Raw genomic sequence first — 17,294 nt, 5'->3', positions numbered from 1 at the left:
ATATGGCCGCCGTGCCTGGCGCAGCCACCGGGTCTGCGGCCATGCACGGCGTTTCGCCGGGGGCCGGAGGCATGGCGCGGCGCACGCGGGTGGCGCTGGCCGCCATGCTGCTGGCGGAATGCGCCGGCATGTCGGGCGCGTACGCTGCGGCATCCATGGCCAGCGTGGAAATCGTCGGCATGGCGCCGCTGCCGGGCCTGGACGTGGAGCGCAAGACGCTGCCGTATGCGGTGCAGACTGCGTCGGATGCCACGCTGGCCCGCGCCAGCGGCGATAACCTGGCTGAATTCCTTGCGCGCAGTTTCACCGGCATCAACGTCAACGAAATATCGGGCAGCCCCTTCCAGAACGACCTGACCTACCGCGGCTTCCGCGCTTCGCCGGTGCTGGGCACGGGGCAGGGCATTTCAGTCTACCTGGACGGCGTGCGCGTGAACGAGCCCTTCGGCGACGTCGTCAACTGGGATATGCTGCCGGAGGCGGCGATCGGCAGCGTGCTGCTGGCGCCGGGTTCGAATCCGCTGTATGGCTTGAACACCCTGGGCGGTGCGCTGGCGCTGAACACGCGTTCCGGCGTCAGCGCCCCCGGCTTCGAGGCTGCGCTCAGCGGCGGCAGCCACCGTCAGCGCCGTGCCGGCCTGTCCTATGGCGCGGCGCGCGATGGCTGGCACGTCTTTGCCGCCGCTACCCTGTTCGGCGATGGCGGCTGGCGCGCGCATTCCGATGGCCGCCTTGGCAATCTCTTCGTCAAGCTGGGCCGGATGCAGGCCGGTCACGACTGGCAGCTCACCATGCTGGGCGGCGAAAGCCGCCTGGTGGGCAATGGCCTGCTGCCGGACAGCTTGTACGAGGATGACCGCCGCGCGGTCTACACCTGGCCGGACGAAACCCGCAACCGCCTGCGCCAGGCCCAACTGAGCATGACGTACCGCGTCAGCACGGACACGCAACTGACCACCGCCGCCTATGTACGCAACAGCCGCCGCGACACCGTGAACGGCGACATCGACGACCAATACGCGGACTATGTGCAGGCTTGCGGCGCAGGATTTCTCCCCGGCGGGCCGCCGCGCGAGCCGGACGCGTGCCGCTATACGCAGGGGCAGGGCGCGTCCTTGCATACCGCTTCCATGAATACGACCAGCACACGCCAGCGCAGCCAGGGATTCAGTGCGCAATGGTCGGCCCGCCTGCCTGGCTACCAGCTGATGGCCGGGGCGACGCATGACCGCAGCAGGGTGGCCTTTGCCCAGTACGGGCAGGCGGCCGGTTTCAGCACCGCGCGCGGCGCGATTGCAGACGACGCCAGCGACCGGGAGCTCGACGCCTCGGTCGACGGCAGCGCGCGAAGTAGCAGCGCTTACGCCACCGGCACCTGGAATGCCGCGCCGGGAACCTGGCTCACCGCGTCCGCCCGCTACGGCCATGCGCGCGTCGCCAGCACCATCGCCAACGGCGGCGTGCGGCAACCATACGAGTCGTTCGGCTACCGCAAACTCAACCCATCGCTCGGCATCGCCCACGAGGCGGGGCCCGGCTGGACGGTTTTCATCAATGCCGCGCAAAGCAACCGCGTGCCGACCGTGATCGAGCTTGGCTGCGCCAATCCGGCACAGCCTTGCCGCTTGCCGGTGGGCTTGCAGTCCGATCCCTACCTGAAGCAGGTGGTCGCGCGCACGGTAGAGGCAGGCACGCGCTGGCAGGCGGGCCGCGATACGGTGACCGCCACGGTCTACCGTACCATCAACCGGGACGACATCCTGTTCCACAGCGCGGGACTGACCCAGCACGGCTACTTTTCGAACTTCGCGCGCACCCGCCACCAGGGACTGGACTTGAGTGCAGGCGCCGAGCGCGGTCCATACGCGGCGCGCCTGAGCTACAGCTGGCTTGATGCAGCCTATGGCGCGCAAGGCACGCTGTTTACCGGCACGCGCCGTGTGGCAGTAGCGCCGGGTACCCGCATTGCCGGCCTGCCGCGCCATACTTTCAAGCTGGCGCTGGACTGGAAGGCCGCCAGCGCGCTGACGCTGGGCGCCGAGCTGCGCGCCGTGTCGAGCCAGGGCACGCAGGGCAACGAGGATGGGCTATCCGCCGACCCAGAGGATGGCGAGGCGCCGCGGCGCGCCGATCTGCGCACGCGCGGCCATGCGCTGCTGGCGCTGCGCCTCAGCTACAAGCCGCAGCCGGGCTGGGAGTTGTTTGCGCGCGTGAATAACGTGGCGAACCGGCGCTATGAGACGTTTGGCGCGGTCGGTATCGACATGTTCCCTGGCGGGCGCCTGGCCAGTCCGCACGGCGCGGGCAGCGCGGCCGATCTGACGCGCTTCGTGGCGCCGGGCGCGCCGCTGTCCGTTGCGGCCGGCCTGCGCTACCGGTTCTGAGATTCGCCCGAGACAGGCCTTGCGGCCAGTTGCATGATACGCGTGCGCCCGGGCCCGCACGCGTGGCGGATTATGCGCGTCCGGCACTAATCCGCCCTAACCTCCCTACCCGCCCTATCCGCTCTACCATGTTTTAGAACTGGTATTGCGCGCCGGCGCCTAACTGCCAGTTGCGGCCGGGGGCGCCTTCGAAATAACGCTTGTTGGTGTCTCCCACGATGACCGAGCCCACATAAGCGCGGTCGACGGCATTGTTCAGGCGCGCGAACTGCTTGAAGCGCCAGCCACCGGCATCCTGCTGTGCGGTCAGCCGAAGGTTGACTAGCGTATAGCCGGGAGCGGCCTGCTCTTTGTTGCTGTCTTCCGCGTAGACCCTGGCGCTGGCGACGGTTTCGACGGCGGCGCCCAGTCCGCGCGACGGCGACTGCCACGCCAGTTCGCCGTAGGCGTAGGCGTTCGGCACGCCCGGCAGGCGGCTGCCTTTCAGCACGCTGCCGAAAGCCTGGTCATATACGGCGCGCAGCGCGGTGAGCGCCACCCTGGCGCTGAAACCGTGCTCGAAGCGCGTCTCCGCCGACACTTCGGCGCCACGGCGCAGCGTCTTGCTGGCGTTGCGGTAGCTGGTGCGCCCGCCGCTGGCCGCGTCCACCACCAGCTCGCCGGTGGTCTTCACCTGGAAGACAGCGGCATCGATACGGGTGCCGCCTCCCAGCTGGGCTTTCACGCCGGCTTCCGCGTGCGTGCTGCGGGCCGGCTGCAGGCCGAAATTGAAGCCGCCGCCGCTGCCGGAATAGAACAGCTCATTGAGCGTAGGCGTTTCGAAACCGCGCGCGGCGCTGGCGTACACATTCAGCACCGGAGAGAGCTTGTACAGCAGCCCGGCTACCGGCGTGCTGCGGCTGTAGCGCAGGCCGCCGCTGTCGTTGCCGTTGGACAGATAGCGGTCGCCAACCTCCACCTTGAAACGGCTGTGGCGCAGGCCGGCGTTCAGCACCCACGGGCCTTGCGCCCATTCGGTTTGCAGATAGGGATCCGTGCTGCTCACTTCGTCGGTCTCGTCGCGCCGCAGCTTGCCCTTTACGCCCGGTTCGGCGCCTGAGAAGTTCTCATAGCCTTTGCGGTCGTCCTTAGAGCGGCCGTATTCGATGCCGGCGGTGGTGGTCAGCCTGCCGCCCGAGAGCGCGCGCACGTCCACCCAGCTGATGTCGGCGCCGCTGAAGTCGCGGTCGAAATCGACCACGCCGCCGGAATGGCTGGCCGGCGCCTGGAAGGCGCGCGAGAAGGCCTGGTACTGGATGACCTGGCGGTTGCCGCCATAGGCGGTGACGCGCAGCTTGCTGTCGCCAAGCTGCTGCTCCCAGGCCGCGCCTATCTGCTGGTGGTCGATGCTCTTGCGGGTGTTGTAGCGTTCCGCGAAGGTGCGTTTCACCGCCGCCGTGTCGGTCGTATCGGTCTCGCCGGCGCGCGGATTGCGCCGCCAGGTGGCCCAGGCGACGCCCAGCGGATCCTGGGTATTGTCCTGGCGCAGGCCGCTGGCCGTGATGGTCAGCTTGCTGCCTGAACCCGGGGCCAGCGTCAGCTTGGCGTAGGCCTGGTCGCGCCGCGCGGCGCTGTGGTCGCGGTAGCCGTCGGTGTCGAAGCGGGAGGCGTCCAGCACATAGCCTATGCCGCCGGACTTGCCCTGCGCATTGACGTCCACCTTGCGCGCGCCGTCGCTGCCGGCGGACAGGGTCGTTTCCAGAGTGGGAGCGCCTTCGCCTTCACGGGTGAACAGCTGCACCACGCCGCCGGCATGGTTGCCGTAGACGGCGGAGAACGGGCCGCGCAGCACTTCGATGCGCTCGGCCATGTCGAGGTTGAAGGTGGCGGCCTGTCCCTGGCCGTCCGGCATGCTGGCCGGGATGCCGTCGGCGATCAGCTTCACGCCGCGCACGCCGAAGGCGGAACGGGCGCCGAAGCCGCGCGACGAAATCTGCAAGTCCTGTGCGTAGTTCTGCCGGTTCTGCGCCGCCAGGCCCGGCACCGATGCCAGCGCCTCGGAGGCGTTCACGCGCATCTGACTGTCGCGGATGCGCTCCGCGCATATCACGTCAATGGCGGCCGGGAAGTCGAAGCTGCTGTGCTCCACGCGGCTGCCGCTGACGATGATGGCAGATGCCGCCTCCGCCGCCGGTGCGCCGGCAGATGTGCCAGCCGGCGCCGCAGCCGGGCCGGCGGCCGTGGTGCCGGGTGCTTCGGCCGCATGGCCGGCAGGCGCAAACGGTAGCGCGCCGGCGGCGAACAGGGCTGCGACTGCCTTCAAACGAAATGGGTGCTGCATGTTGTCACTCCTTGGGTTGGTTCCGCGCCTGCCTGGCGGGGGGCCGGCAAGTCTGCCTCTAGCCGTAAGCAATATGCCTGCCATGAACGACGGCGCGCCGCGCGTGTGGCATGGCGCTTGCATCGTCTGGCGTATGCGCGCGCATGTGGCGGGCGCGATCCTTTAGGAGGCAGCCATGAAAAAACCGTATTCTCCTCGCGCCGTGTGCGTGTCCGCAAGCCTTTCTTTTCTGCTGGCGGCGCAGGCCGTCCATGGTGCGCCGCTGGCCTACGTCCCGAACGAGAAATCCGGCACGGTCAGCGTGCTCGATACCGCCACCGATACGGTGCTGCGCAGCCTGGCGGCGGGCAAACGGCCGCGCGGCATCGCTGCCGCTCCCGGCAGCACGCGGCTGTTCGTCACGGATGCGGCCAGCAATACGCTGCTGATGATAGACAGCGCGGGCGGGCCGGTGCCCGTGCCGCTGGCGCTGGGTAGATCGCCGGAAGGGGTGGGCGTGTCGCCCGACGGCCGTTATGCCGCCGTCGCGGTCGAGGAAGGAAACAGCGTGACGCTGGTGGACGCCCGCAGCGGCGCGCGCCTGGCCGATATCCCGGTCCGGGGCCGCAATCCCGAGCACGCGGTCTTCAGCCCGGACAGCCGCTGGCTCTATGTCAGCGCGGAGGAGGCCGAGCAGGTGGACGTCGTCGACGTGGCGCAGCGGCGCCAGACCGGCGCCGTGGCGGTCGGCCTGCGGCCGCGCGGCATCGGCTTCTCGCCCGACGGCAGCCGCGCCTATATCGCCTGTGAGCTGGTGAACGCCGTGTATGTGGTCGATACCGCCAGCGGCGCTACGCTGGCGAAGATAGCAGCGGGTGGCAACGCCAACGGCATCGCGGTCCATCCCGGCGGCAAACAGGTCTACGTATCCAACGGCAGGGACGGCACGGTCATGCTGATCGATACCGCCAGTAATACCGTCAGCGCCACCATCGCGGTCGGCAAGCGGCCCTGGAACATGGCGCTCACGCCGGACGGCGCCAAGCTGTACGTGGCCAACGGCCGCTCCAACAGCGTCTCGGTGATCGACACCGCCGCCGCGCGCAAGGTGGCCGACATCGCCGTCGGCGAGCTGCCCTGGGGCGTGGCGATTCCCTGAGCAGTGTTCATGGCACAGCTGTTCAACTTTGGAACACCTTGCAACAGCGCGGCCGCCGTTTTCGCGGCCCGGCCCCGGCATAAGGGGCGTTCCGCGAGCTGGCACGGTGTTTGCGGAACAGAGCATGCAAGTCCACACCCACATTGAAGAAAGAGGATGACATGAATCTCGCGGATATCAGCAAACTGGGCGTCGCCAACCCTTTCAAGCAACGCTACGACAACTACATCGGCGGCAAGTTCGTCGCGCCGGTGAAGGGCGAATACTTCGCCAACCTGACCCCGATCACCGGCCTGCCGTTCTGCGAGATCGCACGCTCGACGGCGGAAGACGTGGAGATCGCACTGGACGCCGCGCACGCCGCCAGGGAAGCCTGGGGCAAGACCTCGCAGACCGAGCGCGCCAACATCCTGAACCGTATCGCCGACCGCATGGAGCAGAACCTGCAGCTGATCGCCACCGCCGAGACCATTGACAACGGCAAGCCGATCCGCGAAACCATGGCGGCCGACATTCCGCTGGCGATCGACCACTTCCGCTACTTCGCCGGCTGCATCCGGGCCCAGGAAGGCTCGGTCGGCCAGGTCGACGAGACCACCTACGCCTACCACTTCCACGAGCCGCTGGGCGTGGTCGGCCAGATCATTCCGTGGAACTTCCCCATTCTGATGGCGGTGTGGAAGCTGGCCCCGGCCCTGGCCGCCGGAAACTGCGTGGTGCTGAAGCCGGCCGAGCAGACCCCGGCCTCCATCATGGTGCTGATCGAACTGATAGGCGACCTGCTGCCGCCGGGCGTGCTCAATATCGTCAACGGCTTCGGCCTGGAAGCGGGCAAGCCGCTGGCGACCAGCAAGCGCATCGCGAAGATCGCCTTCACCGGCGAAACCGGCACCGGCCGCCTGATCATGCAGTACGCCGCGCAGAACCTGATCCCGGTCACGCTGGAACTGGGCGGCAAGTCGCCCAACATCTTCTTCGAGGACGTGATGGCGGCCGACGACGACTACTTCGACAAGTGCCTGGAAGGCTTCGCCATGTTCGCGCTGAACCAGGGCGAGGTATGCACCTGCCCGTCGCGCGTGCTGATCCAGGAATCGATCTACGAAGCCTTCATGGAGCGCGCGCTCAAGCGCGTGGCCGCCATCAAGCAGGGCAACCCGCTGGACTCGGCGACCATGATAGGCGCGCAGGCTTCGCAGGAGCAGATGGAGAAGATCCTCTCCTATATGGACATCGGCAAGCAGGAAGGCGCCGAACTGCTGGCGGGCGGGGCGCGCCATGTGCAGAGCGGCGACCTGGAAGGCGGCTACTACGTCACGCCGACCGTGTTCAAGGGCGACAACAGCATGCGCATCTTCCAGGAGGAGATCTTCGGGCCGGTGGTGTCGGTGACCACCTTCAAGGACGAGGCGGACGCGCTGCGCATCGCCAATGACACGCTGTACGGCCTGGGCGCCGGCGTGTGGACGCGCGACGGTTCGCGCGCCTTCCGCATCGGCCGGGGCATCCAGGCCGGCCGCGTGTGGACCAACTGCTACCACCTGTATCCGGCGCACGCGGCCTTCGGCGGCTACAAGCAGTCCGGCATCGGCCGCGAGAACCACAAGATGATGCTGGACCACTACCAGCAAACCAAGAACCTGCTGGTCAGCTACAGCCCCAAAGCGCTGGGCTTCTTCTGAGGCGGCCATGAAATCAGCCGTAGCCCGCGTTATCGCGACTGGCCCCGCACTGGAAATGATCGCCGAACTGCGCCACCGCTACGGGCCGATCATGTTTTTCCAGTCGGGCGGCTGCTGCGACGGCAGCACGCCGATGTGCTACCAGGCCGGCGAGTTCAATCTGAGCGACACCGACGTCTACCTGGGCAATCTGAACGGTGCGCCCTTCTACATGGGCCTGGAGCAGTTCGGCTACTGGGAGCACACGCAGCTGATTATCGACGTGGTGCAGGGCAACGGCGGCATGTTTTCGCTGGATAACGGCACCGGGCGCCGCTTTCTGACGCGCTCGCGCCTGTTCAGCGACGAGGAATGCAGGGAATTGGGTCTGTCTTGACAGCCTGTTTATAAAAACGAGGGAAGAGGAGAACACTGTGCAGAAAATAATCATGGGATTGCTGCTCGCGTCGGGCGGCATCGGGCTCGCCGGCGCGGCGGGCGGCGTCGCCGTCACCACCGGCATGCTGGAGGGGGCGTCGAAAAACACCTCGTCGGTTCTGTCGTTCGGCATGGGCTCGGAGGGCCAGCGCTATTCGCCGCTGGCGCAGATCAACACCGCCAACGTGGGCAGGCTGACGCCGGCCTGGTCATTCTCCTTCGGCGGCGAGAAGCAGCGCGGCCAGGAGTCGCAGCCGCTGATCCACAACGGCAAGATGTTCGTCACCGCGTCCTACTCGCGCATCTTCGCGGTGGACCTGAAGACGGGCGCCAAGCTGTGGAAGTACGAGCACCGCCTGCCGGACGGCATCATGCCGTGCTGCGACGTGGTCAACCGCGGCGCCGCGCTGTTCGACAACCTGGTTATCTTCGGCACGCTGGACGCGCAGCTGGTGGCGCTGGACCAGGACACCGGCAAGATCGTCTGGAAGGAGAAAGTGGACGACTACGCCGCCGGCTATTCGATGACGGCCGCGCCGCTGATCGCCAAGGGCCTGCTGCTGACCGGCGTGTCCGGCGGCGAGTTCGGCATCGTCGGCCGGGTGGAGGCGCGCGACCCCAGGACAGGTGAGCTGGTCTGGTCGCGCCCCATGGTGGAAGGCCATATGGGCCACAAGTACGACAAGGACGGCAACGCCAGCGACAACGGCGTCACCGGCACGCCGAACAAGAGCTGGCCGGGTGATCTGTGGAAGACCGGCGGCGCCTCCACCTGGATGGGCGGCACCTACGATCCCGGCACCGGCCTGGCCTACTTCGGCACCGGCAACCCGGCGCCGTGGAACAGCCACCTGCGCCCCGGCGACAACCTGTACTCCTCGTCCACCGTGGCGCTGGACGTGACGACGGGCCAGATCAAGTGGGCTTACCAGAACACGCCGAACGACGCCTGGGATTTCGATGGCGCCAACGAGTTCGTCACTTTCGACATGGACGGCAAGCGCTATGGCGGCAAGGCCGACCGCAACGGCTTCTTCTACGTGAACGACGCGGCCACGGGCAAGCTGCAGAACGCCTTTCCCTACGTGAAGCAGATCACCTGGGCCAGCGGCATCGACCTGCAGACCGGGCGGCCGAAATTCATCACCGAGGGGCGGCCGGGCGACCCGACCAAGGGCGAGGAGGGCAAGAAGGGCAAGACCGTGTTTGCCGCGCCGGCCTTCCTGGGCGCCAAGAACCAGATGCCGATGGCCTACAGCCCGCAGACCAAACTGTTCTACGTGCCGGCCAACGAGTGGGGCATGGACATCTGGAATGAGCCGATCAGCTACAAGAAGGGCGGCGCCTACCTGGGCGCGGGCTTCACCATCCGGCCGCTGTTCGACGACTACATCGGCGCGCTGCGCGCGGTCGATCCGAAGACCGGCAAGATCGCCTGGGAGGTCAAGAACACCGCGCCGCTGTGGGGCGGGGTGATGACCACCGCCGGCGGCCTGGTGTTCTACGGCACGCCCGAGGGTTACCTGAAGGCGCTTGACGCTAAGACCGGCAAGGAGCTGTGGAAATTCCAGACCGGCTCCGGCGTGGTGGCACCGCCGGTGACCTGGCAGGACGGCGGCGTGCAATACGTGGCCGTGGTGTCCGGCTGGGGCGGCGCGGTGCCGCTGTGGGGCGGGGAGGTGGCCAAGAAGGTCAATTTCCTGGAGCAGGGCGGCTCGGTGTGGGTATTCAAGCTGATGAAGTAATCGGGTTTCCTGGTGTGTCTTTCTGACGGCTACGGCCGTCAGTTTTTTTAAGAGGGTCAGATTATGCAAACAACTTATATGCCGCCGCGCGCTTTCTCCGCCCACGCGGCCATTCCCGACATGGCCGCCTACGAGGCCTTGTGCACGCACGCTGAAAACGACTACGAGGGCTACTGGGCCATGCAGGCCCGGGCCAACCTGGAATGGCAGGTGCCGTTCACGCGCGTGCTGGACGAGAGCGAGGCCCCGTTCTACCGCTGGTTCGACGATGGCCGCCTGAACGTGTCCTACAACTGCCTGGACCGCCATATCGAACGCGGCCTTGGTGGCAAGACCGCCATCATCTTCGAGGCCGACGACGGCGCCTTCACGCACGTGACCTACAGCGGCTTGCACGCCAGGGTGTGCCGCATCGCCAACGGATTGCGCGCGCGCGGCATCGGCAAGGGTGACCGGGTGGTGATCTATATGGCGATGTCGGTCGAAGGCGTGGCGGCCATGCTGGCCTGTGCGCGCATCGGCGCCACCCACTCGGTGGTGTTCGGCGGCTTTTCCGCCAAGGCGCTGCAGGAGCGCATCGTCGATGCCGGCGCGGTGGCCGTCATCACGCAGGACGAGCAGCTGCGCGGCGGCAAGCGGCTGCCGCTCAAATCCATCGTCGACGAGGCGCTGGCGCTGGGCGGCTGCGGCAGCGTCAAGCACGTCATCGTCTACCAGCGCACCGGCGGCGGCGTCACCCACGTGTCCGACCGCGACATCTGGCTGCACGACCTGATGGCGGACCAGCCGGAGCAGTGCGAACCCGAGTGGGTGGGGGCCGAGCATCCGCTGTTCATCCTGTACACATCAGGCTCCACCGGCACGCCCAAGGGCGTGCAGCACTCGAGCGGCGGCTACCTGCTGTGGGCCGCGCTGACGATGAAATGGACCTTCGACATCAAGCCGGACGACGTCTACTGGTGCACCGCCGATATCGGCTGGGTCACCGGCCATAGCTACATCGCCTACGGGCCGACGGCGGTGGCCGCCACGCAGCTCATCTTCGAGGGCGTGCCGACCTTTCCGGACGCCGGCCGCTTCTGGCAGACCATAGAACGCCACGGCGTGAGCATTTTCTACACCGCGCCCACCGCGATCCGCTCGCTGATCAAGGCTTCCGACATGGACCCGGCCGCGCATCCGAAGAACTACGACCTGTCCACCCTGCGCCTGCTCGGCACGGTGGGGGAACCGATCAATCCTGAGGCGTGGCTCTGGTACCACCGCCATGTGGGCGGCGAACGCTGCCCCATCGTCGACACATTCTGGCAGACCGAGACCGGAGGCCACATGATTACGCCGCTGCCGGGGGCGACGCCGCTGGTGCCGGGGTCGTGTACCTTGCCGCTGCCCGGCATCATGGCCGCCGTTGTCGACGAGGCGGGCCAGGACGTGCCGGACGGGCAGGGCGGCATCCTGGTCGTCAAGCGCCCGTGGCCGTCGATGATACGCACCATCTGGAACAACCCGCAGCGCTACCGCAGCAGCTACTTCCCGGAGGAGCTGGGCGGCACCCTCTACCTGGCGGGCGACGGCGCCATCCGGGACAAGGACAGCGGCTATTTCACCATCACCGGCCGCATCGACGATGTGCTCAACGTGTCCGGCCACCGCATGGGGACGATGGAGATCGAGTCGGCGCTGGTATCGCATCCCTTGGTGGCCGAGGCTGCGGTGGTGGGCAAGCCGGACGACACAACGGGTGAATCGATCTGCGCCTTCGTCGTACTGAAGAAGGCGCGGCCCGGCGGCGCAGACGCCAAGGCGCTGGCGCAGGAACTGCGCAACTGGGTGGCAAAGGAAATCGGCCCGATCGCCAAGCCCAAGGATGTGCGGTTCGGCGACAACCTGCCGAAGACGCGCTCGGGGAAAGTCATGCGCCGCCTGCTGCGCGTGCTGGCGCAGGGCGGTGTCGTCACCCAGGACGTGTCCACGCTGGAGAACCCCGCCATCCTTGAGCAGCTGGCCAAGGCACTGTAGAAAACCGGGACACCTGCGGCGCGCATCTGATCCGTATTGGCACAGGCGCGCAGGCGCGCCGCAGGTCTTTCGCTCTGCTGCAAGCCCGGCACGCTAATTGCGTTTGGACGGGTACATCAATCGATGTAGATCACTTAAAAAAACCTAGGGAGACTGGAATGAAAAAAATCATCATGGGCAGCGTGGCCGCGGCCACTTTCGCGGCGCAGCATGCCGGCGCCGTCGACTTCAAGGCGGGAGACTGGACCGTGGGCGTCGGTGGCATTGTCAATGCCTATTACACGCAGGTGTCCTGCGCGGGCAACGCGGTGGGCGGGCTGGCGCTGGCCAGCAAAGGCCTGGGCTGCGGCGGCCAGGACGACCGCAGCACCATCGGCAACGGCCTGCTGCCCAATGGCCTGGTCACGTCCGCCAGCTCCAGTTTGGGCGGCTACGACGTCAAGGCGCTGATCGGCATGTACCACGCCACCGCCACCGACAGCGCCATCAGCCAGAACAGCGGTGTGGACGTGCGCCAGGCGTACTTCACTTTCGGGACCGCCGACATGGGCACCGTCAAGATGGGGCGCGATAACGGCCTGTTCGGCGCCGGCGCCATTTTCGGCGACATGACCTTGATCGGCGCCGGTGCGCCGGTGCAGGCCACACAGCGCGGCCGCGTCACGCTCGGCCACATCGGTGCCGGCTACAGCTACGTGGGCTACTACGGCCAGATCGCCTACAGTTCGCCGAAGAGCAGCGGCTTCGGCGTCGATGTCGCGCTGGTGAGTCCCGTGTCGGACACGCCTATCCTCACTCCATCGCTATACTCGACGAAGACCAGCCCGCAGCTGCAGGGCCAGCTGGCCTGGAGCGGCGGCGGCGTCAAGGCATGGCTGGGCGCGAAGACGCAGAAGTTCGAGTCGGTGACTACGGGCGTCAGGGACTTCACCATGAGCGCGTTCGAAGCGGGCGCCTCGTACAGCGAAGGCGCGCTCGGCCTGCTGGTCAATGTCCAGGGCGGGAAAGGCCTGGGCGTGCTGTCCGACGCGGACCAGGGCGAAACCACGGCGCGCAACTACTTCGTGCAGGGCACTTACAAGGCCACCGGCAAGATGAAACTGGGCCTTGGCTACGGCATCAGCAAGAACAGCGACAACACGGCCGGCACCGGCGGCCTGAAGTCGAACGCCAACCTGACGCTGGGCGCCTACTACACGCTGAACAGCGCGATCACGCTGGTGGGCGAAGCGGGGCAGACCCGCTCCAAAGGCTTTAGCGGCAGCGAAGCGAAGATGAATGGCGCCTCGCTGGGCGGCATCATCTTCTTCTGACGCGGACCGGGGCCTTGGACGCCATCGTGGCCGACGTGTCCGGCACCATCGTCACGGAGGCATACGCGTTGGTGTTACTTCAAGTGCGGCATCTTGCGGTAGATCGTGTTGCGTGAGACCCCCAGTGCACGCGCCGTGGCGGACACATTCCCGCCATGTGCCGCCAGCGTCCTTTGGATCAGCGAGTGCTCCACGTCCTCCAGCCTGGCGGCGCCGGCTGGCGCATGCCCGGCCGGCGCCGCCCCATGCTGACCGCCGCCCTGTCCACAGCTTTGCTGCGACGCGGCGGCGATATCGTCCATGAAATCGTCCGGCATGTGGCATTGCGAGATCTCGTACTCGTCGCCCGCCATCACGATGGCCGTGCGCAGCAGATTGGTTAATTGGCGGAAGTTGCCCGGCCATTTATGGCGGCGGAACAGTTCCAGCATCTGCGGCGCCAGCGAGTAGCGCGTGCTGCCTGATTCGATGGCGATGATCTTCTTCACTACCGTTTCCAGGTCGGTGCGTTCCCGCAGCGGCGGCAGCTTGACCACCAGGCCATTCAGGCGGTAATACAAGTCTTCGCGGAACAGGCCGTTCGCAATGCGCTCGCGCAGGTTGTGGTTGGTGGCGCAGATCACCTCCACGTTCACGGGGATCGACTTGCTGCTGCCGAGCGGCGTCACCATGCGTTCCTGCAGCACGCGCAGCAGCCTGGCCTGCAGGCTGTATGGCATGTCGCCTATCTCGTCCAGGAACAGCGTGCCGCCGTTGGCCTGCAGGATGCGGCCGACCGCGCCCTTCTTGCGCGCGCCGGTGAACGCGCCGTCTTCATAGCCGAACAGCTCGGATTCGATCAGCGTTTCCGGAATGGACGCGCAGTTCACCGGGATGAACGGCCCCTGCGAGCGCGGCGAGTCGTTGTGGATGGCCTGGGCCAGCAGTTCCTTGCCGGTGCCGGTCTCGCCCATGATCATGATGGGGATATCCTTGCCCAGCACCCGCGTCACCTTGTCGATCACCAGTTCCAGTTGCGGATCGCCGGTACGCAGGTAGCGCAGGCCGGACAGCTTGCGGGCCGCGTTCGCCGCATGCAGGGCCGATGGCGCCGTAGCGGGCGTCGCTGCCGGTTCGCCATCCGGCGGCGACGCCAGCACATGCTGGAAGTGGCTGCTGGCCAGGCGCAGCTGGGCGCGGCCATACACCCGCACGCCATTGTGCATGCACAGGTCGAGCAGGCCGGGTGCCGCGGTGCGGTAATGGTCGAACAGCGCGGACACGGGAAGGCCGAACAGTGAATTAAAGGTGTGCATCTGCAGTGCCGCGTAACTCAGGCCGAGCTGGAACAGGCCGTTGCGGTTGGCCGACAGGAAGCGCCCGCCCGGAGTGAAGGAGGCAATGCCCTCCATCAGCGTGCCGATGAATTCCGGCCGGGTGTGGAAGTGCAGCGTGATTGAATCTTCAAAGGCTGCCACGAACAGCTGGTTTTCTATCATCAGCGCGGACATGCGAACCAGCGCCATGGTGTGCTTATGGTAGCTGCGCTGGTCGCCGGACACGTCGAGCACCCCGATCACGTTGCCATGGTGGTCGGTGATCGGCGCGGCGGAGCAGGTGAGGAAGTGATTGGCCTGCATGTAGTGCTGGTCCGCATGCACGAGGGCGGCACTCTTTTCCGCAATGGCGGTGCCGATCGCGTTGGTACCCCGGCACTCTTCCGACCAGGCAGCGCCGGGCTGCAGCGCAACCCGGTTGGCCTTCTCCAGGAAGTCGGCGTCCCCCAGGGTATGCAGGATAACGCCGTTCGCGTCCGTCAATAACACCATATTATGGGTATTGATGATTTGCTGGTACAGCGTTTCCATTGCCGGCAGCGCATGGGTATGCAGCATTTTGTTCCGCTCTATTAATAGAGCGAGGTCGTTGCGGGTGATGGTGCCGAAATCCTGCTTGCTCTCCGGGCACAGTCCGTAGGCGAGCGAGCGCTCGTGCGAAGTACTGATGATGCCGGCCATTTCTGGGGCGGCAGTGGCGGCGGTTGGCTGGTACATGTCTCCGGTTCCTGTTCTTAAATGTAGCACCTGTTCCGTTCTGGTACAGCCAGGGCGGAACAATCGCCACACCACGGCCTGTAGCCATGTGTTTCCCGATTACTAGCAAGCCTGATGCCACCACCTTACATGAACCTGAAATAGAGCTTGCCTATGGGACAGCCTCTTGCTATAGTTCTGTCCCCGCGCTGCTGAACACACGCAGTGCAGGGTGGAAAAGGAAAAACGAGGGGTTGACGGCAGTAACGAAAAGCCCCATAATCTTCCTTCTTCGCGGCTGACAAACAAAACGCTTTGTCAAACAGTGCCGCAGATCTTTAAAAATTAACAGTTGATAAGTGTGGGCGTTTGATGATGGAGCCCGTGGCGCAAGCCGCGTCTCAAATTATTTAAACGCTCGCACAATATATTAAACGTGACCTTCGAAAGAAGGAATCGTCAGTATTTTGAGTGGGCGACCACGTCGGCAACGACGTAAAACAGAGATTGAACTGAAGAGTTTGATCCTGGCTCAGATTGAACGCTGGCGGCATGCTTTACACATGCAAGTCGAACGGCAGCGCGGGGGCAACCCTGGCGGCGAGTGGCGAACGGGTGAGTAATATATCGGAACGTACCCAAGAGTGGGGGATAACGTAGCGAAAGTTACGCTAATACCGCATACGATCTACGGATGAAAGCAGGGGACCGCAAGGCCTTGTGCTCCTGGAGCGGCCGATATCTGATTAGCTAGTTGGTAGGGTAAAGGCCTACCAAGGCATCGATCAGTAGCTGGTCTGAGAGGACGACCAGCCACACTGGAACTGAGACACGGTCCAGACTCCTACGGGAGGCAGCAGTGGGGAATTTTGGACAATGGGCGCAAGCCTGATCCAGCAATGCCGCGTGAGTGAAGAAGGCCTTCGGGTTGTAAAGCTCTTTTGTCAGGGAAGAAACGGGTGGGGCTAATATCCCCATCTAATGACGGTACCTGAAGAATAAGCACCGGCTAACTACGTGCCAGCAGCCGCGGTAATACGTAGGGTGCAAGCGTTAATCGGAATTACTGGGCGTAAAGCGTGCGCAGGCGGTTTTGTAAGTCTGTCGTGAAATCCCCGGGCTCAACCTGGGAATGGCGATGGAGACTGCAAGGCTAGAATCTGGCAGAGGGGGGTAGAATTCCACGTGTAGCAGTGAAATGCGTAGAGATGTGGAGGAACACCGATGGCGAAGGCAGCCCCCTGGGTCAAGATTGACGCTCATGCACGAAAGCGTGGGGAGCAAACAGGATTAGATACCCTGGTAGTCCACGCCCTAAACGATGTCTACTAGTTGTCGGGTTTTAATTAACTTGGTAACGCAGCTAACGCGTGAAGTAGACCGCCTGGGGAGTACGGTCGCAAGATTAAAACTCAAAGGAATTGACGGGGACCCGCACAAGCGGTGGATGATGTGGATTAATTCGATGCAACGCGAAAAACCTTACCTACCCTTGACATGTACGGAAGCCACGAGAGATCGAGGCGTGCTCGAAAGAGAGCCGTAACACAGGTGCTGCATGGCTGTCGTCAGCTCGTGTCGTGAGATGTTGGGTTAAGTCCCGCAACGAGCGCAACCCTTGTCATTAGTTGCTACGAAAGGGCACTCTAATGAGACTGCCGGTGACAAACCGGAGGAAGGTGGGGATGACGTCAAGTCCTCATGGCCCTTATGGGTAGGGCTTCACACGTCATACAATGGTACATACAGAGCGCCGCCAACCCGCGAGGGGGAGCTAATCGCAGAAAGTGTATCGTAGTCCGGATTGTAGTCTGCAACTCGACTGCATGAAGTTGGAATCGCTAGTAATCGCGGATCAGCATGTCGCGGTGAATACGTTCCCGGGTCTTGTACACACCGCCCGTCACACCATGGGAGCGGGTTTTACCAGAAGTAGGTAGCTTAACCGTAAGGAGGGCGCTTACCACGGTAGGATTCGTGACTGGGGTGAAGTCGTAACAAGGTAGCCGTATCGGAAGGTGCGGCTGGATCACCTCCTTTCTAGAGTATGGCAACACGCCAAGCGCTCACACTTATCAACTGTTGAAGATTAAAGAACCCGGGGGGATTAGCTCAGCTGGGAGAGCACCTGCTTTGCAAGCAGGGGGTCGTCGGTTCGATCCCGTCATCCTCCACCATTACTGTTCAAACGTAAATGTAGACATTTAGGTTTGAGTAGTACCGTTCTTTAAAAATTTGGAAGAAGTAAAGATTTATTATTTTTC

General features: G+C 64.7%; 9 protein-coding genes, 1 tRNA gene and 1 rRNA gene. 9 read left to right on the top strand and 2 right to left on the bottom strand.

Going from position 1 to position 17,294, the window contains the following annotated elements:
- Positions 1-2 precede the first annotated feature (2 nt).
- Positions 3-2,384, top strand: coding sequence for a TonB-dependent receptor (locus ACSQ8Y_RS22765; RefSeq protein WP_436269893.1), 2,382 nt, complete (start codon positions 3-5; stop codon positions 2,382-2,384).
- 133 nt (positions 2,385-2,517) lie between these two features.
- On the opposite strand, the gene ACSQ8Y_RS22760 is transcribed toward ACSQ8Y_RS22765, so the two are convergent.
- The gene (locus tag ACSQ8Y_RS22760) at positions 2,518-4,704 is read right to left on the bottom strand and encodes a TonB-dependent receptor family protein (RefSeq protein WP_436268691.1); all 2,187 of its coding nucleotides are present in this window, start codon (positions 4,702-4,704) and stop codon (positions 2,518-2,520) included.
- A gap of 175 nt (positions 4,705-4,879) precedes the next feature.
- Between ACSQ8Y_RS22760 and ACSQ8Y_RS22755 the strand changes: the two genes are divergently transcribed.
- From ACSQ8Y_RS22755 to ACSQ8Y_RS22730, 6 genes are all read left to right on the top strand, one after another.
- The gene (locus ACSQ8Y_RS22755; RefSeq protein ID WP_436268690.1) at positions 4,880-5,842 is read left to right on the top strand and encodes a beta-propeller fold lactonase family protein; all 963 of its coding nucleotides are present in this window, start codon (positions 4,880-4,882) and stop codon (positions 5,840-5,842) included.
- A 161-nt stretch (positions 5,843-6,003) separates the two neighbouring features.
- Entirely contained in the window at positions 6,004-7,524 is a 1,521-nt protein-coding gene (adh, locus tag ACSQ8Y_RS22750) for an aldehyde dehydrogenase (protein ID WP_436268689.1), read from the top strand.
- A gap of 7 nt (positions 7,525-7,531) precedes the next feature.
- Complete coding sequence (locus ACSQ8Y_RS22745) at positions 7,532-7,900, top strand: DUF779 domain-containing protein (protein ID WP_436268688.1); 369 nt, start codon at positions 7,532-7,534, stop codon at positions 7,898-7,900.
- 52 nt (positions 7,901-7,952) lie between these two features.
- Positions 7,953-9,686 (top strand): PQQ-dependent methanol/ethanol family dehydrogenase, encoded by a 1,734-nt coding sequence (locus ACSQ8Y_RS22740; protein WP_436269892.1) that lies wholly within the window; start codon positions 7,953-7,955, stop codon positions 9,684-9,686.
- 63 nt (positions 9,687-9,749) lie between these two features.
- Positions 9,750-11,705 (top strand): acetate--CoA ligase, encoded by a 1,956-nt coding sequence (gene acs / locus ACSQ8Y_RS22735; RefSeq protein WP_436268687.1) that lies wholly within the window; start codon positions 9,750-9,752, stop codon positions 11,703-11,705.
- Positions 11,706-11,863: 158 nt separating this feature from the next.
- Positions 11,864-13,018, top strand: a complete 1,155-nt coding sequence (locus ACSQ8Y_RS22730; RefSeq protein ID WP_436268686.1) for a porin — start codon at positions 11,864-11,866, stop codon at positions 13,016-13,018.
- Positions 13,019-13,092: 74 nt separating this feature from the next.
- Here ACSQ8Y_RS22730 and ACSQ8Y_RS22725 read toward each other — a convergent pair whose 3' ends face one another.
- On the bottom strand, positions 13,093-15,051 hold the full coding sequence (locus ACSQ8Y_RS22725; RefSeq protein ID WP_436268685.1) for a sigma-54-dependent Fis family transcriptional regulator: 1,959 nt from the start codon (positions 15,049-15,051) through the stop codon (positions 13,093-13,095).
- 488 nt (positions 15,052-15,539) lie between these two features.
- Here ACSQ8Y_RS22725 and ACSQ8Y_RS22720 point away from each other — a divergent pair.
- Both ACSQ8Y_RS22720 and ACSQ8Y_RS22715 read left to right on the top strand, forming a co-directional pair.
- Positions 15,540-17,070 (top strand): 16S ribosomal RNA (locus ACSQ8Y_RS22720).
- Positions 17,071-17,131: 61 nt separating this feature from the next.
- Positions 17,132-17,207: transfer RNA gene (locus ACSQ8Y_RS22715), tRNA-Ala, on the top strand.
- Positions 17,208-17,294 lie beyond the last annotated feature (87 nt).

Source organism: Pseudoduganella sp. LjRoot289 (assembly GCF_964252925.1).
In the GTDB taxonomy this organism is placed as follows: Bacteria; Pseudomonadota; Gammaproteobacteria; order Burkholderiales; family Burkholderiaceae_D; genus Rugamonas.
The sequence above is the reverse complement of the archived record's forward strand: the minus strand, read 5'-3'. Positions and strand labels throughout refer to the sequence as shown.